Source organism: Bacteroides rodentium JCM 16496 (genome assembly GCF_000614125.1).
Classification (GTDB): Bacteria; Bacteroidota; Bacteroidia; order Bacteroidales; family Bacteroidaceae; genus Bacteroides; species Bacteroides rodentium.
Map to the genome: position 1 here is coordinate 1 of NZ_BAKJ01000057.1, position 24,415 is coordinate 24,415.

General features: G+C 46.7%; 18 protein-coding genes and 5 pseudogenes. 15 read left to right on the forward strand and 8 right to left on the reverse strand.

Annotation, left to right across the window (positions count from 1 at the left end):
• Positions 1-193 precede the first annotated feature (193 nt).
• Positions 194-1,381 (reverse strand): serine palmitoyltransferase, encoded by a 1,188-nt coding sequence (spt, locus tag JCM16496_RS18235; protein ID WP_025836031.1) that lies wholly within the window; start codon positions 1,379-1,381, stop codon positions 194-196.
• Positions 1,382-1,588: 207 nt separating this feature from the next.
• Between spt and JCM16496_RS18245 the strand changes: the two genes are divergently transcribed.
• The 3 genes and pseudogenes from JCM16496_RS18245 to JCM16496_RS18265 all read left to right on the forward strand — a co-directional run bounded on the left by JCM16496_RS18245 (position 1,589) and on the right by JCM16496_RS18265 (position 4,921).
• Positions 1,589-2,632 (forward strand): diacylglycerol/lipid kinase family protein, encoded by a 1,044-nt coding sequence (locus JCM16496_RS18245; RefSeq protein WP_025836033.1) that lies wholly within the window; start codon positions 1,589-1,591, stop codon positions 2,630-2,632.
• Positions 2,633-2,763: 131 nt separating this feature from the next.
• A pseudogene (gene aspS / locus JCM16496_RS22315) lies at positions 2,764-4,519 on the forward strand (aspartate--tRNA ligase).
• 21 nt (positions 4,520-4,540) lie between these two features.
• Positions 4,541-4,921, forward strand: a complete 381-nt coding sequence (locus JCM16496_RS18265) for a GtrA family protein (RefSeq protein WP_005827823.1) — start codon at positions 4,541-4,543, stop codon at positions 4,919-4,921.
• A 26-nt stretch (positions 4,922-4,947) separates the two neighbouring features.
• Here the strand turns inward: JCM16496_RS18265 and JCM16496_RS18270 are convergent, their stop codons facing one another.
• The 3 genes from JCM16496_RS18270 to JCM16496_RS18280 form a co-directional block, all read right to left on the reverse strand.
• Entirely contained in the window at positions 4,948-5,835 is an 888-nt protein-coding gene (locus tag JCM16496_RS18270; protein WP_025836040.1) for a carbon-nitrogen hydrolase, read from the reverse strand.
• 39 nt (positions 5,836-5,874) lie between these two features.
• Positions 5,875-6,990: an agmatine deiminase family protein gene (locus tag JCM16496_RS18275; RefSeq protein WP_025836041.1), complete on the reverse strand. Its 1,116-nt coding sequence runs from the start codon at positions 6,988-6,990 to the stop codon at positions 5,875-5,877.
• Positions 6,991-7,125: 135 nt separating this feature from the next.
• Positions 7,126-7,665: a ferredoxin domain-containing protein gene (locus JCM16496_RS18280; protein ID WP_025836043.1), complete on the reverse strand. Its 540-nt coding sequence runs from the start codon at positions 7,663-7,665 to the stop codon at positions 7,126-7,128.
• Between the two features lie 92 nt (positions 7,666-7,757).
• On the opposite strand from JCM16496_RS18280, the pseudogene JCM16496_RS18285 reads away from it, so the two are divergent.
• Positions 7,758-8,380: pseudogene (locus JCM16496_RS18285) on the forward strand (ABC transporter ATP-binding protein).
• 11 nt (positions 8,381-8,391) lie between these two features.
• A pseudogene (locus JCM16496_RS18290) lies at positions 8,392-9,200 on the forward strand (ABC transporter permease).
• A 2-nt stretch (positions 9,201-9,202) separates the two neighbouring features.
• Here JCM16496_RS18290 and JCM16496_RS18295 read toward each other — a convergent pair.
• The 3 genes from JCM16496_RS18295 to JCM16496_RS24320 are packed head-to-tail and all read right to left on the reverse strand — an operon-like array spanning position 9,203 to position 10,413.
• Positions 9,203-9,613 carry a DUF4891 domain-containing protein gene (locus tag JCM16496_RS18295; RefSeq protein WP_025836045.1) on the reverse strand — a complete coding sequence of 137 codons (411 nt, stop codon included), beginning with the start codon at positions 9,611-9,613 and terminating at the stop codon, positions 9,203-9,205.
• Positions 9,614-9,637: 24 nt separating this feature from the next.
• The gene (locus JCM16496_RS24315; RefSeq protein WP_244440485.1) at positions 9,638-9,916 is read right to left on the reverse strand and encodes a hypothetical protein; all 279 of its coding nucleotides are present in this window, start codon (positions 9,914-9,916) and stop codon (positions 9,638-9,640) included.
• A gap of 41 nt (positions 9,917-9,957) precedes the next feature.
• The gene (locus JCM16496_RS24320; protein ID WP_244440486.1) at positions 9,958-10,413 is read right to left on the reverse strand and encodes a DUF4377 domain-containing protein; all 456 of its coding nucleotides are present in this window, start codon (positions 10,411-10,413) and stop codon (positions 9,958-9,960) included.
• Positions 10,414-10,601: 188 nt separating this feature from the next.
• Between JCM16496_RS24320 and JCM16496_RS18305 the strand changes: the two genes are divergently transcribed.
• From JCM16496_RS18305 to JCM16496_RS18340, 8 genes are all read left to right on the forward strand, one after another.
• Entirely contained in the window at positions 10,602-11,696 is a 1,095-nt protein-coding gene (locus JCM16496_RS18305) for a Nif3-like dinuclear metal center hexameric protein (protein WP_025836047.1), read from the forward strand.
• A gap of 5 nt (positions 11,697-11,701) precedes the next feature.
• On the forward strand, positions 11,702-12,541 hold the full coding sequence (locus tag JCM16496_RS18310) for a zinc ribbon domain-containing protein (RefSeq protein ID WP_025836049.1): 840 nt from the start codon (positions 11,702-11,704) through the stop codon (positions 12,539-12,541).
• Positions 12,542-12,687: 146 nt separating this feature from the next.
• Positions 12,688-13,842 (forward strand): PCMD domain-containing protein, encoded by a 1,155-nt coding sequence (locus JCM16496_RS18315; RefSeq protein ID WP_025836050.1) that lies wholly within the window; start codon positions 12,688-12,690, stop codon positions 13,840-13,842.
• 25 nt (positions 13,843-13,867) lie between these two features.
• Positions 13,868-14,650, forward strand: coding sequence for a porin family protein (locus JCM16496_RS18320; protein WP_025836052.1), 783 nt, complete (start codon positions 13,868-13,870; stop codon positions 14,648-14,650).
• 93 nt (positions 14,651-14,743) lie between these two features.
• On the forward strand, positions 14,744-16,177 hold the full coding sequence (locus JCM16496_RS18325; RefSeq protein ID WP_025836054.1) for an efflux transporter outer membrane subunit: 1,434 nt from the start codon (positions 14,744-14,746) through the stop codon (positions 16,175-16,177).
• Positions 16,178-16,202: 25 nt separating this feature from the next.
• Entirely contained in the window at positions 16,203-17,306 is a 1,104-nt protein-coding gene (locus JCM16496_RS18330) for an efflux RND transporter periplasmic adaptor subunit (protein WP_025836056.1), read from the forward strand.
• A 25-nt stretch (positions 17,307-17,331) separates the two neighbouring features.
• Positions 17,332-20,445 (forward strand): efflux RND transporter permease subunit, encoded by a 3,114-nt coding sequence (locus tag JCM16496_RS18335; RefSeq protein ID WP_025836057.1) that lies wholly within the window; start codon positions 17,332-17,334, stop codon positions 20,443-20,445.
• A 137-nt stretch (positions 20,446-20,582) separates the two neighbouring features.
• Positions 20,583-21,473, forward strand: coding sequence for a CblA family class A beta-lactamase (locus JCM16496_RS18340; protein ID WP_025836059.1), 891 nt, complete (start codon positions 20,583-20,585; stop codon positions 21,471-21,473).
• Positions 21,474-21,502: 29 nt separating this feature from the next.
• Here the strand turns inward: JCM16496_RS18340 and JCM16496_RS18345 are convergent, their stop codons facing one another.
• Entirely contained in the window at positions 21,503-21,952 is a 450-nt protein-coding gene (locus tag JCM16496_RS18345; RefSeq protein ID WP_005827787.1) for a type I restriction enzyme HsdR N-terminal domain-containing protein, read from the reverse strand.
• A 64-nt stretch (positions 21,953-22,016) separates the two neighbouring features.
• On the opposite strand from JCM16496_RS18345, the pseudogene JCM16496_RS18350 reads away from it, so the two are divergent.
• Together JCM16496_RS18350 and holA are read left to right on the forward strand one after the other, a co-directional pair.
• Positions 22,017-22,792: pseudogene (locus tag JCM16496_RS18350) on the forward strand (AMP nucleosidase).
• A gap of 42 nt (positions 22,793-22,834) precedes the next feature.
• Positions 22,835-23,853, forward strand: a pseudogene (holA, locus tag JCM16496_RS18355) (DNA polymerase III subunit delta).
• The last annotated feature ends 562 nt before the right edge of the window (positions 23,854-24,415 follow it).

Here is a 24,415-nt window from a genome sequence, read left to right on the forward strand (position 1 = left end):
AAACAGTCTGTTTCATTAAAGGGAACACTTTGTTTCCCTTAAAAGAACAGTTCGTTTCATCATATAAAAACACTTTGTTTTCTATAGCTAAAATAAAGTGTTCAGTACTGTGAACTAACGAATTATCCCTATCAATAACAAAAAGCCGCTTAATCATTATTAAACGGCTTTCCTAATATCAGTTTGAATCAGTTTACTTGATAATGTCCAGTGCCTTGAAGCATTTGGTCAACTTCTCTACAGCGTAATCCACTTGTTCTACGGTGTGGGTAGCCATCAACGCTACACGCACCAGCGTATCTTGCGGAGCACATGCGGGCGGAATAACCGGATTGATGAAGATACCTTCGTCAAAAGCCAGCTTCGTTACCGTAAATGTCTTCTCCGTATCGCGCACATAGAGGGGGATGATAGGGGATTCTGTCTCACCGATTTCGAAGCCTGCATCGCGGAATCTCTTCAAAGCATAGTTGGTGATGTCCCACAAACGCTGGATGCGTTCGGGTTCGGACTTGATGATATGAAGCGCTTCGCGGGCTGCAGCGGTAGAAGCAGGTGTGCTGCTTGCCTGGAATATATAAGAACGGGCATTGTGGCGCAGCCAGTTGATTACTTCCTTGTCTCCGGCCACAAAACCGCCGATGGAAGCCAATGACTTGCTGAATGTACCCATAATCAGGTCTACATCTTCGGTAACACCGAAATGGTCGCACACACCACGGCCTTGTTTTCCGAATACGCCCAAGCCGTGAGCTTCATCCACATAAATGCTGGCATTGTATTTCTTCTTCAGGCGGACAATTTCGGGCAGATTGGCCAAATCACCTTCCATGGAAAATACTCCATCCACAACAATCAGCTTTACAGCATCCGGTTCGCATTTCTGGAGTTCTTTTTCCAAAGCCTCCATATCGTTATGCTTGTACTTCAACTGAGTGGCAAATGCTAAACGGCGGCCATCTACAATGGAAGCGTGGTCACGGTCATCACAAATGATATAATCCCCACGGCCTACAACGGCAGGAATAATACCTTCGTTTACAGTAAATCCGGTAGAAAAACAGAGTGCTTCATCTTTTCCTACGAATTCGGCCAATTCCTTCTCCAGTTCAACATGTATGTCAAGTGTCCCGTTCAGGAATCGGGAACCGGCACAACCGGTGCCATATTTTTCTGTAGCTGCTATCGAAGCGTCAATGATGCGTTTGTCGTATGTCAGTCCCATATATGCATTAGAGCCGAACATCAGAACCTTTTTACCATCCATCATTACCTCTGTATCCTGATGGCTGTTAATTGTGCGGAAATAAGGATATACGCCTTTTGCCATAAACTGTTGCGGCAGGTCGTATTTCGCAAATTTGTCTTGTAGTAAACCCATGAAATATCTTTTATATAATGAATATTTAATTCTATTAAATACAAGTCTTAAAAAACAGGGGGCAAAGATAGCAAAATATGTCGGTATATGTTCTATTTACATTAAAAAAACTACTTATACTTATTTTAAAAAGAACTATGTGGTTAATTTTTCAGATATTTATATTACTTTTGCCAGTTGGAAAACCTGCATAGCAACAACCCTTGCATGAACGAAAACAAGAAGAAAATAGCATTTATCATAAACCCCATATCCGGCACTCAAAGTAAGGAGCAGATACTGAAATGGCTCGATGAAAAGCTGGATAAGGAAAGGTATGCACAAGAAGTGATTTATACCGAACGGGCAGGCCATGCCGTAGAGATAGCGGCACAGAAGGCACAAGAAGATGTACATGCCGTCATCGCCATAGGAGGAGACGGCACCATCAATGAGATAGCCCGCTCACTGGTACATACAAAAACCGCTTTGGGCATCATTCCCTGCGGTTCCGGCAACGGACTTGCCCGCCACCTGCAGATTCCGATGGAGCCGAAAAAGGCCATCGACATCATCAATGACGGACTGATAGACATCATTGACTACGGAAAAATCAACGATGTGCCTTTCTTCTGCACCTGCGGCGTGGGATTCGACGCATTTGTAAGCCTGCAATTCTCCAAGGCGGGAAGAAGAGGACCACTCACTTATCTGGAAAAGACCCTGCTCGAAAGCCTGAAGTATCGTCCGGAAACCTATGAACTGGAAATGGACGGCAGCACCTTGCGATACAAGGCGTTCCTGATAGCCTGCGGAAACGCATCGCAATATGGGAACAATGCGTATATTGCCCCACAAGCCACACTGAACGACGGACTGCTGGACGTCACCATACTCGAGCCGTTCACTGTGCTCGATGTACCGTCGCTCTCTTTCCAGCTCTTCAACAAGACCATTGACCAGAACAGCCGGATTAAGACGTTCCGTTGCCAGACACTCCGTATTCACCGTTCTAAACCGGGGGTAGTCCACTTTGACGGCGACCCGATGATGATGGGAGAGAATGTAGATGTAAAGATTATGAAGAAAGGACTGCAGGTCATTGTTCCCCGGGGTGCGGAAAAAGACACTTCGAACGTCTTGCAGCGGGCACAAGACTATATCAACGGACTGAAACAGATTAATGATGCTTTTGTGGAAGACATCGCCCATAAAAACAAGATGATACTGGATAAAGGCAAAAGGCAATTCAAGAAACTGACAAAAATGTAATGTTGTAAAAAAGGTACTAAAGGAGTTTCTGAAAATAACTTTCCCCTTTTGATGCGCCATATAATATGTTTTATGTATTTTTGCATGTTCAAAATAGTAAATAAGTAAATCGTCAAACAGTAAATAAAAAGATGTATAGATCACACACCTGCGGAGAACTCCGTATCTCCGATGTTAACAAGCAAGTGACGCTGGCAGGTTGGGTACAGCGCAGCCGTAAGATGGGAGGCATGACTTTCATTGACCTCCGCGACCGTTACGGAATTACCCAATTAGTGTTCAACGAAGAGGTGAATGCCGAACTTTGCGAGCGTGCCAACCACTTGGGCCGTGAATTCGTAATCCAGGTTAAGGGTACCGTCAACGAACGTTTCAGCAAAAACCAGCATATCCCGACGGGAGACATTGAAATCATTGTATCGGAACTGGATGTCTTGAATTCATCCCTGACCCCTCCCTTCACCATCGAGGAGAATACGGACGGTGGCGACGATATTCGCATGAAGTACCGTTATCTGGACTTGCGCCGTGCCAACGTACGCAGCAATCTGGAGCTCCGCCATAAAATGACAATTGAAGTACGCAAATATCTGGACAGCCAGGGATTCATCGAAGTGGAAACTCCGATTCTGGTAGGCTCCACACCCGAAGGTGCACGCGATTTCGTCGTTCCTTCACGCATGAACCGGGACAATTCTATGCCTTGCCTCAAAGCCCGCAGACACTGAAACAGTTGTTGATGGTTTCCGGTTTCGACCGTTACTTCCAGATAGCCAAATGTTTCCGTGACGAAGACCTGCGTGCCGACCGCCAGCCGGAATTCACACAGATTGACTGCGAAATGTCTTTTGTGGAGCAGGATGATGTCATCAACCTCTTTGAAGGTATGGCAAAATATCTGTTTAAGGAAATCCGTGGCGTAGAGATGAACGAGCCGTTCATGCGCATGCCATGGGCAGATGCCATGAAGTATTACGGCAGCGACAAGCCCGACCTCCGTTTCGGCATGAAGTTCGTGGAACTGATGGACATCATGAAGGGACACGGATTCCCGGTATTCGATAATGCAGCCTACATCGGCGGTATCTGCGCAGAAGGCGCCGCACACTATACACGCAAACAGCTGGATGCACTGACCGAATTCGTGAAAAGACCGCAAATCGGTGCCAAAGGTATGGTATACGCGCGCGTAGAGGCAGACGGCAACGTAAAATCAAGTGTCGATAAATTCTATGCGCAGGAAGTATTGCAGGAAATGAAGGCTGCTTTCAACGCCAAGCCGGGTGACCTGATTCTGATTCTGAGCGGTGACGATGCATGAAGACCCGCAAGCAACTGAACGAGTTGCGCCTTGAAATGGGTAACCAACTGGGATTGCGCGACAAGAACAAGTTCGTCTGCCTTTGGGTGGTTGACTTCCCGATGTTTGAGTGGAGCGATGAAGAAGGCCGCCTGATGGCTATGCACCACCCGTTCACCCATCCGAAAGACGAAGATATTCCTTTGCTGGATACAGATCCGGCAGCTGTCCGTGCAGATGCATACGACATGGTGTGCAACGGTATTGAAGTGGGTGGAGGTTCCATCCGTATCCACGATGCACAGTTGCAGGCCAAGATGTTCGAGATTCTCGGGTTTACGCCCGAAAAGGCTCAGGAGCAGTTTGGCTTCCTGATGAACGCCTTCAAGTACGGTGCACCTCCTCACGGTGGTCTGGCATACGGTCTGGACCGTTGGGTCAGCATCTTCGCAGGTCTCGACAGTATCCGCGACTGCATTGCATTCCCCAAGAACAACAGTGGACGCGATGTAATGCTGGATGCACCTTCGGCTATTGACCAGAAGCAGCTGGATGAACTGAATCTGATTGTTGAAGTGAAAGAGTAAAAGCAGGTACGGAGTAGGAGAGTGAAAGAGTCTGCACGCATTTTTCGTTTTGCGGTAATCGGCACGCTGAATGCCTTGATTATGGCTGTTACCGTTTGGGTAATGATGGACGAACTGGACATCAACTATATGCTCTCCAATGTAACCGCATATATACTTGCACAGATACACAACTTCATCTGGTGCAAGTACTGGATATTCCCTACAGAAAAAAAGAGCAACACTTGGCGACAAGTGCTGCTCTTTTCTATAGCTTTCGGAATGGCTTATGGAGCGCAATTCCTTTTCCTCATCGGGCTGGTGGAGGGACTGGACTGCAACGAATACCTTGCCCAGTTCCTGGGATTATTCATCTACGGAAGTGTCAATTTCCTGATGAACAAGCGGGTGACATTCCGTTAGTTCTCCCCCAGAAATCCCCGTCGTTATCAGTCAAGAAATCGTTTTGTCAATCCGGCATAGGCATCAATTCTGCGGTCGCGCAGGAAAGGCCACCAACGGCGTACATTTTCCGAACGTTCCAAATCCACCTCTACAACAATATTTTCCGGTCGTTCGTTTCCTGCTTGGGCCAGAAATTCACCTTGCGGTCCGGCCACAAAACTATTTCCCCAAAATAAAATACCATTGGTCTGTAGGGAAGGGTCTGGCTCGTGTCCCACGCGATTCACAGAAACCACTGGCAAGCCGTTGGCCACAGCATGTCCACGCTGGGAGATAATCCAAGCATTGAGCTGACGCGCCTTTTCATCATCCGTATCACCGCTTTCCCAACCGATAGCCGTAGGATATATCAATATTTCAGCTCCCTTCAGTGCCATCAGACGCGCTGCTTCCGGATACCACTGGTCCCAGCATACCAATACCCCCAACTTACCCAAAGACGTCTGAATAGGTTCGAAGCCTATATCACCGGGAGTAAAATAGAATTTCTCATAATAGGCGGGGTCATCAGGAATATGCATCTTCCGGTATTTCCCGGCGATACTGCCGTCACGTTCAAAAACAACCGCTGTGTTATGATACAATCCGGGAGCGCGTTTCTCGAACAGAGAAGTGACCAGTACAATATCGTTGGCAGCAGCCAACTCTGAATAGAATCCCGTAGAAGGACCGGGAATCGGTTCTGCCAAGTCAAACAACTGCGTGTTTTCTGTCTGACAGAAATACAGAGAGTTATGCAGCTCCTGCAAAACAACCAATTGGGCTCCATGCGCCGCACATGCCTCTATGCTTTTGGCCAAATTCATTAAATTAGTCCTGAGGTCTTTGGTATTGGCCTGCTGGATAATACCTACTTTTATTTTTCTTGCCATCTTATTCTATGGTTTATTGTTTTCTATGTATAATCGACATTACTTCAACACCCCTACGGGATATTGCATGGTAACACAATGCAAAGAGCCGTGTTGTTTAATCAAAGCACGGCAATCTATCCCGATAATTTCATAACCGGGAAAAGCCTCCCGCAACACTTCCCCCGCGCAAGTGTCATTCTCCGGCTGGCGATAGGTGGGGTAAAGCACTGCATCATTCAGAATCAAGAAATTAGCGTAAGTGGCGGGAAGCCGTTCCCCTTCTTCTTCTATCTTATCGGCCATGGGCAAAGCCAGCAAACGGTAAGGTTCCCCCTTCAACGTACGGAAAGTCTTCAGTTGCTCCTCCATGCGATGCAGTTCTTCGTAATGCTCATCATCCGCATCCTTGCATTGTACATAGGCTATCGTGTCGGCAGGGCAGAAACGGGCCAGCGTGTCTATATGGCTGTCCGTATCGTCACCTGCCAAATAACCGTAGTCCAGCCAAAGGACACGTTGCAGGTGAAAAACGGAACGAAGATATTCCTCAATTTCCACCCGATTCATCTGTCCGTTCCGGTTAGGCGAAAGCAGGCATTCGGAGGTGGTAAGCAACGTACCCATGCCGTCACTTTCGATGGAACCGCCTTCAAGGACAAACCCCAAGCGATTTACATACTTTCCTTTCATCACTTCCGACTCCACCGCACGACGCGTAATCAAATTATCCTTATCTGATGCAAACTTCAATCCCCATCCGTTGAACTTAAAGTCGAGCAGAGACGCACCGTCAGCATCCAATAGGGTGATAGCTCCATGGTCGCGTGCCCAAGTATCATTCGTTTCGCACTTCAGAAAACGGACATTTTCCATATTCACCCTGCCGAGAATCTGTTTCTTCACCTCGTCCGGTTCCGGGGTTACAATCAGCAATGTCTCCCGTGCAGCTATTTCGCGGGCAATGGCTACAAAACATTCCTGCACTTCGTCCAACATATAGGCCCAGTCTGTACCCGCATGGGGCCATGTAAGCTGTATGCCACTTTGCAAAGCCCATTCGGCTGGCAAGTGGGGGGCACGTGTCTCTACCTGAAAAGTCATATTCTTGCCAAAACGCACCTGACAGTCTTTCTCTGCGGCACCACCCAGCGGCAGTCCAACAAAATATCCCATATTATTTATCTTTTCTGATTCGTTACTTTTTTGAGTTAGCAGAGAGAGGGAGAATAAACCTTAGATTTAAGATTGCTAAACCTCTACTTCAGACTTCTAAACCTCTACTCTATGCTTACAAACCTCTATGGAAGTTTATCCCTTGTTTTCCTTCGGCTTGCGGTCGAAAAACGGATTCTTGGAGGATGCACTCACCGGAATGGCAAAGACGGTCTTGCATCCTTTCAGCCAATCCAGGCGCTGGGCGGCAAGTCCGGCAGAAAACATCACACGGGTATCCACCCTTAAATCGGCAGCCATGGCGCAAGCCGAGCCTATGGCTATCCCTACATCCACCGTATTCAAGGCACAAGGTACTCCCTCCGGACGACCGGCACAAGTGGAAAAACCGCAGTGTCCGCAATTCAAACCCTGTGCCTGCTCGCGCGTACCTATTATAACTACACATTCAGCCTGCAAAATGTTGTCCGCATCACGGAGAAAAAACTTCATACCGTGCTCTTCAACCATAGCAACCATCTCTTCAGACAGTTTCTTGATATCTTCACCCATAACCAGCGCAGCTTCAATCACATCAATGCCTTTGCCTTTCGGTGCCGTGCGCGCAGCAGTCAGCATTTGCCTTGCCACGTCAAGCACATGCTCATGGCGGCAATCCCGTTCATTCTGTATCATAGTCTTTCTTTCCTGAATTAATTAGTGCGTCAAAGATAGCACAAATATTTTTTTGCACTATCTTTGCGATACAGAAAGATTAAAGGAACACCATGCTGCAAATAGAAAATGCCAGTATCGCTTATGGCAACGACATACTTTTCTCGGGTTTCAACCTGCAATTGGAAAGGGGAGAGATAGCCAGTATCTCCGGCCTTCGGGATGCGGCAAGACATCACTGCTGAATGCCATACTCGGGTTTATCCCATTAAAGGAAGGACGCATCGTCTTGAACGGCATTCTGCTGGATAAAGGAAACGTCGACATTGTCCGTAAGCAGACTGCATGGATTCCACAAGAACTGGCATTGCCGCTGGAGTGGGTAAAGGACATGGTACAGTTGCCCTTCGGTTTAAAGGCAAATCGGAGTACACCCTTTTCTGAAACCCGCTTATTTGCATGTTTCGAGGATTTGGGTCTGGAACAAGAGTTATATTACAAACGGGTAAACGAAATATCCGGAGGCCAACGCCAACGGATAATGATAGCCGTAGCCTCAATGATTGGCAAGCCACTGACCATTGTCGATGAACCGACTTCCGCTCTCGACTCCGGTTCCGCGGAAAAAGTACTCTCTTTCTTCCGCAGGCAGGCAGAAAAGGGAAGTGCCATACTGACCGTATCCCATGACAAAAGATTCGCCAGCGGATGCGACCGACATATAATCATGAAATAACATACACACTATTGGGAACCATAGATATATCATACCTCAGCCTGGGCATCGGATTATTGCTATTATTAATACCGCTGTTTTACATCTGGAAGTTCAAGACCGGACTGTTGCGCGCTACTGTGATAGGTACGGCACGCATGATTGTCCAGCTGTTCTTCATCGGCATATACCTGAACTATCTCTTCTTGTGGGATAACCCGTGGATAAACTTTCTATGGGTGATTGTCATGATATTCGTAGCATCGCAGACGGCGTTGGCACGAACGCAATTGAAGAGGAAGATTCTGCTTCTTCCCATATCTGCAGGTTTCTTATGCAGTGTAGTATGTGTAGGCTTGTACTTTATCGGAATAGTACTGAAAGTGGAAAACGTATTCAGCGCGCGGTATTTCATCCCTATTTTCGGCATACTGATGGGTAACATGCTATCCAGTAACGTTATAGCCTCAATACCTATTATAGTGGACTGAAACGGGAACAACAGCTTTACCGGTATCTTCTCGGCAATGGTGCTACAAGAGCAGAAGCACAGGCACCTTTCATCCGCCAAGCCATCATCAAATCCTTCAGTCCGCTGATTGCCAATATATCCGTGATGGGGCTGGTTGCTTTTCCGGGAACCATGATTGGCCAGATATTGGGTGGCAGCAGCCCGAATGTGGCCATCAAATATCAGATGATGATTATGGTCATCACCTTTACCGCTTCCATGCTGTCACTGATGATTACAATCTCTCTGGCTTCCCGCAAGTCGTTCGATGCCTACGGCAAGCTACTGCCGGTGATGGTGGAGAAGAAGGGAAAAAAGGAGCATACATAACTTCAACGGCGGTGGGCATCCAGTTTTCCGGGGAGATAGCGTAGCTGCACATATTGTACGCCCGGTTTCACAAAGCCGCTGTCCAACATCACTTTCTTTACACGGAATACTTCGAGCCTATACTGCAGGTAACTTTTGATGCGTTGACTTTGCGGCTTGGTATATGCCAGCAGATTAACTTTTCCCAGCGAATCAATCTCTACCCTTGCCTTGACGGTGCGTAGAGAAAGAGGACCGTCTTTTTTCTTAGCCTGATAATCTTTATCCTTGTCTACCCAAAAGATAGCCGTAGCCTTGGGAGTAGTATCGACCGGCTCCTCCATATCCTCCGATACATCTTTGCCGGAACGGTTCGTATCCTGACAAGACAATAACGATAAAAGGAAAAGAAACAAAACAAGTAATGTTTTCATAATAAAGGAGATTAATATGTCCAACTAATCAAACGTACCCGATGAAGCATATATTATCGGATATATAAAATGTTCTTCACCTTCCGTTTGCGGTTGTTCAAACAACTGTTTGTAGATAGGTTCCGGCTCTGTTTCAGAGAAAAAATCTGCATCAGCAGGATAAATACCATAATACCACCAGGGAGTTCCTTCCATATTATAAGGCTCAATACCCTCGATTACAAACTTATATAATCCAACTGTATCACCATCTTTTATAATGCTTGTATAGGTTCCATAATTGGTCCCCATATTATATCTCAATCCTTTTAAAGGAGCATATTCTTCTTCAGTAAACTCGCCTGCTACATATTTTTTTCTTTTGCATGCAAAGGGAATCTCATATTTTCCTCCATCAGGAGAAAGAATAAAAGGATTGGTCCATCAACCTCTATTGTATATTCATATTCCACTCTGACTTTTGATAACACCTCGACCAGTTCGTATGCAATATTACTGGCATCGGCGGGAGGGTTGAGCAAAGTTGTTTTTTTCACCAATAAGGTGTATTCATACCCCTTGCTATAATCAAACCCGGCAATTCCTAAAAAGTCCAACGCTTCATATTCATTTTTACCTTCCTCCTTTACCAACATACAATCAATGAAATGATCACTTCCCCAAGGCTGGTAAGTGCCAATCTCGGAAGAGACCTTCATTTTAATGTTTTCTACATTGTCTTGTGGAGTATCACTGTTACAAGAGGTCACACCGATTATAATCAAGAGCGATAAAATTCCGAATAGTTTTTTAGTTTTCATAGATTTAGTTTTATAATAATCACTTGCAAAGATAGTCTTTTTCGTGATAAAACATTTTTCGATAAGAGTTTTTGTTGGAAGAAAACCGTCTATTACTCAAATTTGTTACTGATATTTTATAAAAAGAATAAAAAACATTCTCAATCCATTGCTTTTTACTATATTTGCAACCAAATTTTCTGTTCACAATGAAAATTAAGGAATTAGTAAGCGCCCTTGAACGGTTCGCGCCTCTGCCATTGCAAGACGGATTTGATAATGCCGGCCTGCAAATCGGATTGACAGATGCGGAAGCAACAGGGGCTTTGTTGTGTCTTGACGTTACTGAAGCTGTACTGGATGAAGCCATTGCATTGGGATATAATGTGGTTATATCACATCACCCTCTCATTTTCAAAGGGTATAAATCCATCACGGGCAGGGATTATGTGGAACGTTGTATCTTGAAAGCCATCAAGAATGACATCGTTGTTTATGCTGCGCACACTAACCTGGATAATGCGCCGGGAGGAGTAAACTTCAAAATTGCCGAGAAAATCGGTTTGAAGAATGTCCGTATCCTGGAAGCCAAGGAAAATGCGCTGGTAAAGCTGACCACATTTGTACCGACCGCCCAAGCGGAAGACGTGAGGAAAGCCTTGTTCGACGCCGGATGCGGCAATATCGGCAACTATGATTCGTGCAGTTATAACCTGGAAGGTGAGGGGACATTCCGAGCCCGGGAAGGTGCCACCCCATACTGTGGAGCGATAGGGGAGCTGCATACCGAACGTGAAGTACGTATTGAGACAATCATACCCGCCTACAAAAAAGCGGAAGCTGTCAAGGCACTGCTTGCGGCACATCCATATGAAGAACCGGCCTATGATATTTATCCCTTGCAAAACTCATGGCCACAAGCTGGAGCCGGTGTCATTGGCGAATTGGAAGTACCGGAGACAGAACTTGAATTCCTGAAACGGATAAAGAAAACCTTCGAAGTAGGGTGTCTCAGACATAACAAACTCCTCGGGCGGGAAATACAGACTGTTGCATTATGTGGCGGCGCCGGCGCTTTCCTAATGCCGCTTGCCATCCGCAACCGTGCAGATGTCTTTATCACCGGCGAGATAAAATACCATGACTATTTCGGACATGACACCGATATATTATTGGCTGAAATAGGGCATTATGAAAGTGAGCAATATACGAAAGAAATATTTTATACAATAATCCGGGATTTGTTTCCTCATTTTGAGGTCCAGATGACCAAGGTGAATACAAACCCCATAAAATACATGTAAGTAAAATGGCTAAAGAAGCAAAAAAAGATCCTCAGGAATTAACCGTAGAACAGAAGTTGAAAGCTTTGTTCCAATTGCAGACAATGCTGTCCAAAATCGATGAAATCAAGACGTTGAGAGGTGAACTTCCACTGGAAGTACAAGACTTGGAAGACGAAATAGCCGGTCTGAGTACCCGTATAGACAGAATCAAGGCAGAAGTATCTGAGTTGAAATCCTCCATCGCAGGGAAGAAAGTTGAAATTGAAACCGCAAAGGCTTCCGTAGCTAAATATAAAGACCAGCAGGACAACGTGCGCAACAACCGCGAATATGACTTCTTAAGCAAGGAAATCGAATTCCAGACATTGGAAATCGAACTCTGCGAAAAGCGTATCAAGGAATTTGCCGCACAAGAGGAAGAAAAATCTCAGGAAGTAGCAGAAAGCACTGCTGCTCTGGAAGAAAGACAAAAAGACCTCGACGTAAAGAAGAGCGAACTGGATGAAATCATCTCCGAAACCAAGCAAGAGGAAGAGAAATTGAGAGACAAGGCCAAAGAACTGGAAACAAAGATTGAACCCCGTCTGCTTCAGTCCTTCAAACGTATCCGTAAGAATTCACGCAATGGACTGGGTATCGTATACGTACAGCGTGATGCTTGCGGTGGTTGCTTCAACAAGATTCCTCCCCAGAGACAATTGGACATCCGCTCACGCAAGAAAATTATCGTTTGCGAATATTGTGGCCGTATCATGATTGACCCGGAATTGGCAGGTATAACTCCCGAACAGAAAGTGGAAGTTGTAAAGGAAAAGCCAGTAAGAGCAAAAAGAAAAATCGTACATATCGGCTCAGATAATTAAAAATAGAACATTTTCTATATATAAAACGGCAATAGTAAAGCACCTATTGCCGTTTTTTTGTTAAATAAGCTCATAAAAACCTGCTATTAGAGAAAAAAGAAGTAGTTTTGCTACTTGAAAAAATTAATAGAATTAAATTAAAAAGCATGAGACTAAACAAATTATTCATACTCTATTCACTTTTCGGAATATTGATGGCATCGTGCATAAAAGATGAAGCACCCAATGCTGAAGCTGATATAACAGGCATCTCTTTTGAAGAAGATGTACTGGCAAATTCATACATTGATCTGAACCCGTCGTACGACGAAAGCCAGAACGCCTACCCAATACGAATCAGTGTGAAAGAAGGTACGGACATGACAAGTCTGACCCCTATATTTGAATTGACTCCGGGGGCTACCATCAGTCCTGCCAGTGGGAGTGTTCAGAACTTCACGACTCCGGTACGATATACAGTCACTTCGGAAGACAAGGCTTGGCATCGTGTCTATGCCATTACTGCCAGAGAACAAAAGGCAAGTAACATTCCGACCACATACCACTTTGAAAAGGTAAGAATCATGCAAAATGTATGGCAGGAATTCTACGAAGAACAAGATTCCGGTAACGAATTGACATGGGCAAGTGGTAATAAGGGATTCAAATGGGCTATGAGTGGAGCTGCAACAGAAGATTATCCTACTACCCAAATAGACAATGGCAAAACTGGAAAATGTGTGAAATTGGAAACACGCCTCACTGGCGACTTAGGTAACATGGTAGGTATGCCCATCGCCGCCGGCAATCTGTTTATCGGCAGTTTCGACATGCTGAATGCTATTACCAATCCGCTTAGTGCTACACGCTTCGGAACTCCTTTCTACAATAAACCTCTACGACTGACTGGATACTATAAGTACAAGGCCGGAGAAAAATTTTATGAACATGGAGAGTATACTTCCCGAAAAGATATGTTCAATATCTATGCAATCTTTTATGATGGAGTAAAATATGACAGTGCAGGAAAGGGGACAGATGTAACGCTGGATGGTAATCTGCCGAACCAGAACTACGAACACCCCAACATGGTGGCTCTTGCTTTAGTTTCCAATCCGCAAGAAACAGAAGGAGACGAATGGAAATTCTTTGATATACCTTTCGACTACCAACGGTACGGAAAGAAGATTGACGAAGCCAGGCTGGCTAAAGGAGAATATAAGATAGGCATCATATTTGCCTCAAGCAAGGACGGCGCCACTTTTGAGGGTGCTCCAGGAAGCACTTTACTTATAGACGAAGTGGAACTGATTTACGAATAAGAATCATATAGAATTGGAATACAACATGATAAAGAAAATATTAGCATTTATCGTACTGGTGGGATGTATGCAGACTGCCTTATACGCTCAAGAAAACCAGAACCGTACGCTTATAAACGCCGCTCTACACGGTTGGGAATATGAAATAAGGGCCGGTGTCAGTATCGGCGGCACTTCTCCGCTTCCATTGCCCGTAGAAATACGAAGTATCGATGCCTATAATCCTACCTTAGCCTTTATGCTGGAAGGAAATGCCATCAAATGGTTGGGAAAAGCAAAGAAATGGGGTGTAATAACCGGTGTAAGACTGGAAACCAAAAATATGATTACCAAAGCGACAGTAAAGAACTATGGCATGGAAATCATAGGAAATGACGGTAACCGTTTGAAAGGCAACTGGACCGGGGGAGTAAAAACTAAAGTACGCAATGCCTATATCACCGTCCCCGTGCTGGGTGCATATAAAATCAACTCACGATTACGGGCCAAAGCAGGTATATATGTCTCATATCTGATGGATGAGGAATTCTCCGGACATGTATATGAAGGGTATTTGCGTGAAGGAGACTCCACCGGAGAAAAGGTGAACTTCTCCGACGGTGCCATTGCCACTTACGACTTTTCGGATGATTTGCGCAAGTTTGCCTGGGGTGTGCAAGCCGGTGTAGACTGGCGTGCCTTCAAACATCTGAATGTATTTGCCGACCTTACATGGGGACTGAATGATATTTTCAAGAAAGATTTCAATACAATTACCTTTGCCATGTATCCCATCTACTTGAATGTGGGATTCGGGTATGCCTTCTAAGATACTTGGGTATACCGAGTAAACACTCATAAACAAATAAAGGTTTAGGTTGTTATCAATCCCATAAAAAGATAACCACCTAAACCTTTATTTATGAATATAAAAGCTTGGAGCACTGCGTTGCTCATATTATGCCTATGTCCTGCGGCTATGGCACAGAAAGCCAACCGCTATCTTGAGAAGCCACTCCCACAAGGCTGGGGAAAGGACGTCTCCCATGCCATTCCCGGAGATGACAATCTGTTCAGCGGACAGATACCACCCATTGACGACAAGTGGTGGAAAGCATTCGATGACCCGATGCTGGATTCATTGATTACGGTAGCCTCCACTCAAAACTATTCCGTACTTTCTGCCATGGACCGTATGGATATGGCTAAAGCCAACCTGCGGATAGAACGCGGCAGCTTTTTCCCTTCCATCTCATTGGACGGAGGATGGGCACGGCAGCAAAGCAGCGGCAATGTCAACGCACTTCCGCAATCCATTACCGGTGCATACAGCGCCTCGCTCAACGCCAGTTGGGAGCTGGACGTATTCGGAAGTATCCGCCAACGGGTAAAGGCACAGCGGGAAACCTTCATGGCAAGCAAGGAGGAATATACCTCCGTCATGGTATCCCTCTGTGCCCAGATAGCTTCCGCCTACATCGGACTCCGCGAACTGCAGCAAGAACTAAGTGTAGTGACCCACAATTGCCATACCCAAGCAGCCGTACTCAACATCACCGAAGTACACTACAAAACCGGACTGGTGTCCAAACTGGACGTTTCACAAGCCAAATCCGTATATTACAGTACCAAAGCCTCCATCCCACAACTGGAGGCAGGCATCAACCAATACATCACGACGCTCGCAATCTTACTCGGTACTTACCCCCAGCATATCCGCCCCATATTGGAGAAGCCCGGCAAACTGCCCGACTATATGGAACCCATAGGAATCGGTATTCCTGCCGACCTGCTGCTCCGCCGCCCCGATATACGGCAAGCCGAACGTCAAGTCAACGCGCAGGCGGCAACACTCGGCGCATCCCAAAGTGACTGGCTGCCGCAAGTGTTCCTAAAAGGTTCCATCGGCTATTCCTCCCATGACTTGAAGGACTTGACTAAACGGAACAGTATGACGTTTGAAATTGCTCCAAGCATCAGCTGGACCTTATTCAGCGGTACCAAACTAGTGAATGCCACCCGTCTGGCACGTGCCCAGCTCGATGAATCCATTCACCAGTTCAACCAGACAGTGCTTACCGCCGTGCAGGAAACGGATAATGCCATGAACTCCTACCGCAACTCCATCCAACAGATTGTTGCCATGCGCGAAGTATGCAACCAGGGAGAAGAAACCCTGAAACTCTCCCTCGATTTGTACAAACAAGGGCTTACTCCCTTCCAGAACGTACTGGACGCACTACGCTCACTCCTGACATACGAAAATCAGCTGGTGCAGGCACAAGGCAGCTCCTTGCTGCATCTGATAGCCTTATACCAGGCATTGGGAGGCGGATATGAAATGAATCAGAAATAAGAATATAAACTAAACCGAACCATATATGAAAAATCAAATGTACATCACCCTGCTCATCCTGCCATTGCTGACAACGGGATGCGGGGGAAGGAAAGAAACGGCACAGACGATGCCCGTTCCCGAGATAAGCGTGGCCCGTCCGACAGTGCAGAACATTACGCTGACGAAAGAATATCCGGGCTACCTGACTTCTGAAAAGACCGTAGACCTGGTAGGCAGAGTCAGCGGAACCTTACAAACCATCGCTTACGCTCCCGGCAGCCGGGTACGCCAGGGACAAGTACTTTTTGTCATCGAACCGACAGTCTATCAAGACAATGTGCGGCAGGCGGAAGCAGAACTCAACACTGCCCGCGCCAACCTGGAATACGCCCAAAACAACTACGCACGTATGCAGGAAGCCGTGAAAAGCGATGCTGTAAGCCGTATACAAGTGCTGCAAGCACAATCCAACGTAGCAACTTCGCAGGCTGCAGTGAGCAATGCGGAAGCAGCCCTGAACACGGCACGCACCAATCTGAGCTACTGCACCGTCCGTGCTCCCTTCGACGGCACCGTAAGCCGTAACCTGGTGGATGCCGGAGGCTATGTAGGCGGCAGCGTGCAGCCCGTCACACTGGCAACCATCTACAAAGACGACCATTTGTACACCTACTTCAATGTGGCAGACAACCAATGGCTCTCCATGCTGATGCAGCAAGGAGACAGTATCCCCCGGCAAGTGAGTGTCAGCCTGGGTAAAGACGGACTCCTCACTTATCCCGCACAGCTGGACTATCTTTCGCCCAACGTAGACTTGAACACCGGAACTTTGAACATCCGCGCCCGTCTCGACAACCCTAAAGGACTGTTGAAAAGCGGCCTCTACGTCAGCATCACCTTGCCCTACGGAGAGCAACAGCAGGCCATCCTGCTGCCAGACGCTTCCATCGGTACCGACCAGTTGGGGAAATACATATATGTAGTCAACGATTCGAATATAGTGCGCTACCGCCATATAGAAACCGGACAACTGATAGGGGACAGCCTGCGCCAGATACGGGCAGGCATCACTCCCCGGGAACGCTACGTCACCAAAGCACTGATGAAGGTAAGAGATGGAATGAAAGTACATCCCATTGACAACTAATATGAATTGATTAATACTAAAGCCTATGTTTTCAAAATTCTTCATAGACCGTCCTATCTTTGCTACCGTATTGGCGCTGCTCATCGTCGTAGCAGGACTGGTCACACTGGGCATCCTGCCCATTGCCCAATATCCGGACATCACACCACCCACCGTGCAGGTCAGTGCCGTATATCCCGGAGCCAATGCGCAGACGGTGGCACAAACCGTCGGCATCCCCATCGAGCAGCAAGTCAACGGAGTGGACGGAATGCTTTACATGTCCTCCAACTCCAGCTCATCGGGCGCTTACTCGCTTACCATTACTTTTGCCGTAGGCACGGACATTGATATGGCTACCGTACAAGTCCAGAACCGGGTAAGCGTGGCCCAGTCGTCACTGCCTACTCCCGTTGTGGTGCAAGGCGTCACTGTACAGAAACAATCATCGAACATCGTGATGTTCCTCACCATGACGTCGGACAGCAAAGACTACGACGGACTTTACCTCAGCAACTATGCCAAGCTGAATCTCGTAGACCAGTTAACACGTGTGCCCGGTGTAGGCGCCGTCAATGTGATGGGAGCAGGGGACTACTCCATGCGTATCTGGCTCGACCCTGCCGCCATGCGCATCCGCTATCTTTCGCCGGCCGATGTATACCAAGCTATCCAATCACAGAATGTGGAGGTCAGCGCAGGTAACGTAGGGCAACCCATCGGCACAGACAATAAAAATGCCTATCAATACAGCCTGACCGTAAAAGGGCGCCTTACCTCACCCGAAGAGTTCGGCAACATCATCCTGCGTACCGAAGCCGGTGGGAAGATACTCCGTCTGCGCGACGTAGCGCACATCGACCTAGGCTCGGCCTCTTACAGCGTAGTATCCCAACTGGACGGAAAACCCACCGCTGCCATCGCTATCTATCAACAACCTGGCAGCAACTCGCTGGACGTTTCCAAAGGAGTAAAGGCAAAAATGCAGGAACTCTCGCAAAATTTCCCTGCAGGCATACAATACAATGTAACCTTGGACACTACGGATGTCATTCATGCTTCCATAGACGAAGTGATGGTGACGTTCCTTGAAACAACCCTGCTGGTAGTTCTTGTCATCTTCCTATTCCTGCAGAACTGGCGGGCGGTCGTCATTCCCTGCATCACTATTCCGGTATCACTCATCGGCACACTGGCCGTCATGTCCTTGTTCGGCTTCTCCATCAATACGCTGACGCTATTCGGACTGATACTTGCCGTGGCCATCGTAGTGGATGACGCTATCGTGGTAGTGGAGAATTCCACGCGTCTGCTAGACACGGGGCGCTACACCTCCCGTCAGGCTGTGACCGAAGCGATGGGAGAGATTACCGGACCTATTGTCGGGGTAGTGCTGGTGCTGCTTGCCGTATTTATCCCGACAACACTCGTCAGCGGCATATCAGGACAACTGTATAAACAGTTTGCCTTGACCATTGCAGCCAGCACCGTACTTAGCGGATTCAACTCACTGACCCTTACTCCGGCGCTCTGTGCCTTGATGCTACAACCTACCCGGCCTTCCAAAAATCCCCTATATCGGGGATTCAACCATCTGTACGACAAGACACAAGGAGTCTACGACCGGATAGTGGAGTATCTGCTCCAACGCCCTGTCGCTTCCATCGTTTCATATGCGGTTTTCACATTGATTGCTGTCCTGCTGTTTGTCAAATGGCCGTCCACGTTTGTTCCGGAAGAAGATGACGGCTATTTCCTCGCAGTGGTACAGCTTCCCCCTGCATCGAGCCTGGAGCGCACCCAAGCCGTAGGAAAACAGATAAATAAGATTCTCGATTCTTACCCCGAAGTAAAAGACTACATCGGCATATCCGGCTTCTCTGTGATGGGAGGTGGAGAGCAAAGCAATGCGGCCACTTACTTCATCGTACTGAAAAACTGGAATGAACGCAAGGGAAAGGAACATACGGCTGAAGCCGTAGTACAGCGCTTCAATATGGAAGTATATGGCATCCAGGAAGCAGAGATATTTGCCATGGTCCCGCCTGCCATTCCCGGACTGGGAGCTACCGGAGGCCTGCAACTCCAATTGGAAGACCGCCACAACCTCGGCGCCACCGAGATGCAGCGTGCCGTAGAGACCTTGATGGAGCATTACCGCAATTATCCGGCACTGGCATCGGTCAGCAGCCAGTACCAAGCCAATGTACCGCAGTATTTTTTGAATATAGACCGCGACAAGGTACAGTTGATGGGTATCCCGCTGAACAGTGTATTCACCGCCTTGGGTTACTATATGGGGGAGGCCTACGTCAACGACTATGTACAGTTCGGACACATCTACCAAGTGAAATTGGGGGCGGGCGACCGTGCCCAACGTGTCATCGACGATGTTCTGAAATTGAGCGTTCCCAATGCATCGGGAGAAATGGTACCTTTCTCTTCCTTCACCCGGGTGGAAGAGCAGTTAGGCATGGACCAGATAAACAGATATAACATGTACTCCACAGCAGCCGTGACCTGCAATGTGGCTCCGGGCAGTAGTTCGGGAGAGGGTATCCGGCAAATGGAAAGTCTAATCAAGGAGCATCTCGGAGACGAGTTCGGCTATGAATGGACTTCGGTAGCCTATCAGGAGACGCAGGCGGGAACCACAACGACTGTCGTATTCGTCATGGCACTGCTGGTTGCCTTCCTTGTGCTCGCCGCACAATACGAGAGCTGGACCAGTCCGGTAGCTGCCGTAATGGGACTTCCGGTTGCACTGCTCGGTGCCATGCTGGGATGCTATGTCATGGGGACTCCGGTCAGCATCTACACACAAATTGGAATCATTCTGCTTGTCGCCTTATCTGCCAAAAACGGTATTCTGATTGTGGAATTTGCACGTGACTTTCGTGCACAAGGCAATTCAATCCGCGATGCGGCATTCCAGGCCGGACATATCCGCCTGCGACCTATTCTGATGACATCGCTTGCATTCGTATTCGGGGTTATGCCGCTGCTTTTTGCAACCGGAGCAGGGGCGGGAAGCCGTATTGCGCTGGGAGCCGCTGTAGTGTTCGGTATGGCACTGAATACCTTGCTTGCCACGGTCTATATTCCTAATTTCTACGAATTGATGCAGAAGTTGCAGGAGAGGTTCAGTAAGAAACAATAGGGAGGATGAGCTAAAAGTTATGGATTATGGGTTATAAGTGTGATAGCTTATAACCCATAATCCATAACTCATTTTAGCAACTTGCTGCTAAAAATTGTATCTTTGTGTGCAAATTGCCTCTTAAAGAAATTGAAGTTATGAAAGCATATTTCATCGCCATACTTACCTTATTCACTTGTATAGCTACCGTCGTCCGGGCGCAGCAAATGTCTGAACTTGAAAAACGGATTGACAGTCTGCTCAAAGGCAAAAAAGCCACCGTTGGTATAGCGGTATGGACAGACAAAGGAGACATGCTCCGGTATAACGACCATGTACACTTCCCCTTGCTCAGTGTATTCAAATTCCATGTGGCACTGGCCATGCTGGACAAGATGGATAAGCAAAGCATCAGTCTGGACAGCATTGTTTCCATAAAGGCATCCCAAATGCTGCCCAATACCTACAGCCCCCTGCGAAAGAAGTTTCCCGACCAGGATTTCACGATTACGCTTAGGGAACTGATGCAATACAGCATTTCCCAAAGCGACAACAATGCCTGCGACATCTTGATAGAATATGCAGGAGGCATCAAACATATCAATGACTATATCCGCCGGTTGGGTATCGACTCCTTCAACCTCTCGGAAACAGAAGACGACATGCACTCCAGCTTTGAGGCTGTATACCGCAACTGGAGTACTCCTTCCGCTATGGTCCGACTACTGAGAACGACCGATGAAAAAGAGTTGTTCTCCAACAAGGAGCTGAAAGACTTCTTGTGGCAGACCATGATAGATACTGAAACCGGCGCCAACAAACTGAAAGGTATGTTGCCAGCCAAAACCGTGGTAGGCCACAAGACCGGCTCTTCCGACCGCAATGCCGACGGCATGAAAACTGCCGATAATGATGCCGGACTCGTTATCCTTCCCGACGGCCGGAAATACTACATTGCCGCCTTCGTAATGGACTCATACGAGACGGATGAGGACAATGCGAACATCATCGCCCGCATATCACGCATGGTATATGATGCGATGAGATGAGAAAGGCAAGGAGCTATTGGTAGCGCCTCCTATAAATTTTGATACTCGGGTATATCCTGCAGAAAAGTATAGCTGTTGTGCTCGTAATCTATGCGGCAACAATAATGCTGGAGCCCGTTGCTGACAATCAGATAATCCACTTTCAGTACCATGTTGTAGCGGGTAATCTGGTCGAAAACCTTTTGGGTGATTTCTATTTCGGGCGCCTTGTATTCCACAATCATCCGGGCGGTAAGGTCGCGCCGATAGAGCACTGTATCACAGCGTTTCTTTGTACCGTTCAGCTGTACCTGCACCTCATTTGCCATAAGCGCCTGCGGATACCCCTTGTGAGCAAGAAGAAAGTGGACGAAGTGCTGCCGCACCCATTCTTCAGGTGTCAAGGCGACATAACGGCGACGGATTACATCGAAAATAACATTTTTTCCGTTCCTTGCGGCAATTTTAGCATCGAATGCTGGTAGGTTTAACGATAACATTTACTACATTTGTAAGTTAAATAATGGTTCCCGTCTTTTGGGAACACAAATTTAATGAAATCTTATGAAAACAAAAGAAGAAATCGTAGCCAATTGGCTGCCCCGTTACACAAAGCGTAACCTGGAGGATTTTGGAGAGTACATTCTGTTGACCAACTTCAACAAGTACGTAGAGATTTTCGCAGAAAAGTTCAATGTTCCCATTCTCGGTAAAGATGCCAACATGATATCTGCCAGTGCAGAAGGAATGACCATCATTAATTTTGGTATGGGAAGTCCTAATGCCGCCATTATCATGGACTTGCTGAGTGCTATCAGCCCAAGGCATGTCTGTTTCTGGGCAAGTGCGGCGGTATAGACAAGAAAAATAGAATAGGGGACCTCATCCTTCCCATTGCCGCCATCCGTGGCGAGGGTACCTCCAACGACTACTTCCCACCCGAAGTCCCGTCACTCCCGGCATTTATGCTGCAACGTGCCGTTTCTTCTGCCATCCGCGATTATGCCCGTGACTACTGGACCGGTACCGTATACACCACCAACCGCCGCATTTGGGAACATGACGAGGAATTCAAGGAATATCTGAAGAAAACCCGTGCCATGGCTGTCGATATGGAAACGGCAACCCTATTCAGCTGCGGTTTTGCCAATCATATTCCCACGGGAGCCCTTCTGCTGGTTTCAGACCAACCGATGATTCCGGAAGGTGTAAAAACCGATAAAAGCGACAACCTGGTGACCCAGAACTATGTAAAGGAGCATGTTGAAATCGGCATCGCATCCTTGCGCATGATTATTGATGAAAAGAAAACCGTAAAACACTTGAAGTTCGACTGGTAATCCTTTACGGGACATCCCCTCGTATAGCACTTACTTTATTATATGGCAAAACAAGAAACAACCTGTGATGATATTCTAAAAGAGTTGAGAGCCAAGCAATACCGCCCCGTCTACTATCTCATGGGCGAGGAATCGTATTACATAGACCTCATCTCCGACTATATTGTAGACAACGTTCTCACTGACACCGAAAAGGAATTCAACTTGACCGTAGTCTACGGTGCAGATGTGGATATAGCCACTGTCATCAATGCGGCCAAGCGCTATCCGATGATGTCCGAACGCCAGGTCGTAGTCGTAAAGGAAGCGCAGGCCATCCGCAACATGGAGGAGCTTTCATACTACCTGCAAAAACCGTTGAACTCCACCATTCTTGTTCTATGCCACAAACATGGGGTGCTGGACAGAAGAAAGAAGCTGGCGGCCGAAATAGAGAAGGTGGGAGTTCTATTCGAATCCAAGAAGGTGAAGGATGCCCAGTTACCGGCATTCATTACCTCATACATGAAGCGCAAAGGTGTAGACTTGGATCCCAAAGCTACCTCCATGCTTGCCGATTTCGTAGGTACGGACCTCAGCCGCCTTACGGGAGAACTGGAAAAACTGATTATAACTCTTCCAAAAGGTCAGACACGCGTCACCCCCGAACAAATAGAACGTAACATCGGAATCAGTAAGGATTATAATAACTTTGAACTTCGCAGTGCCATTGTAGAAAAAGACATACTAAAGGCCAATAAAATAATAAAATATTTTGAAGAAAATCCGAAAACAAACCCTATCCAGATGACTTTATCTTTACTTTTCGGCTTCTTCTCCAACTTGATGTTGGCTTATTATGCACCCGAAAAGACTGAGCAGGGTATTGCCAGTTTCATAGGATTAAAGACTCCCTGGCAGTCGCGCGAATACCTAAGTGCCATGCGCCGTTACAGCGGAGTAAAGACCATGCAGATAATCGGAGAAATTCGATATGCAGATGCCAAATCCAAAGGAGTAGGAAATTCCTCCTAAGCGATGGAGATATCCTCCGGGAATTGGTCTTTAAGATTCTACATTAACTTCCATACAGCATACTTTTCCATAAAAGGGGAAAAGCATAAAACAGACTGATTTGATATCATTATGTCATTTTTAGGGGGATTTATCCCCCTTTTTTCTATTTCGGTCCTTAGCATAGACAGTAAAATAGGAGATAATAATCATATTTACAGCAAATTACGTTCATTTATAAGCTCTGAGAATCGCGTTTTTATAACGAATCGACCAATTATACAGAAATAAAGCAAGGATTTAAGCCTTGAAGACTAGAAAATAAATAAAGCATCTTATTTTCTTATTTATGTTACATCTTTTCTCCTTTAGTAAAAAAGAAGAGATGGAGCAATTCAGCTTTAAATCATCATATATGAAATCTGTTACACTTTTCAAGAGTACAATAGTTGTAATACACAACTAGGGTAATTGACTATTGTGAATTCAATACATTACATAAATATCTATATGACAGGTGTATTATAACACACGTAATATTGCGTTTGAAAAACATAAATGTAATAAGCGATATTTAATATCGTAAACTGATGGTTTACAAAAATAATAGAGTAGGGGTTAACCCATGTA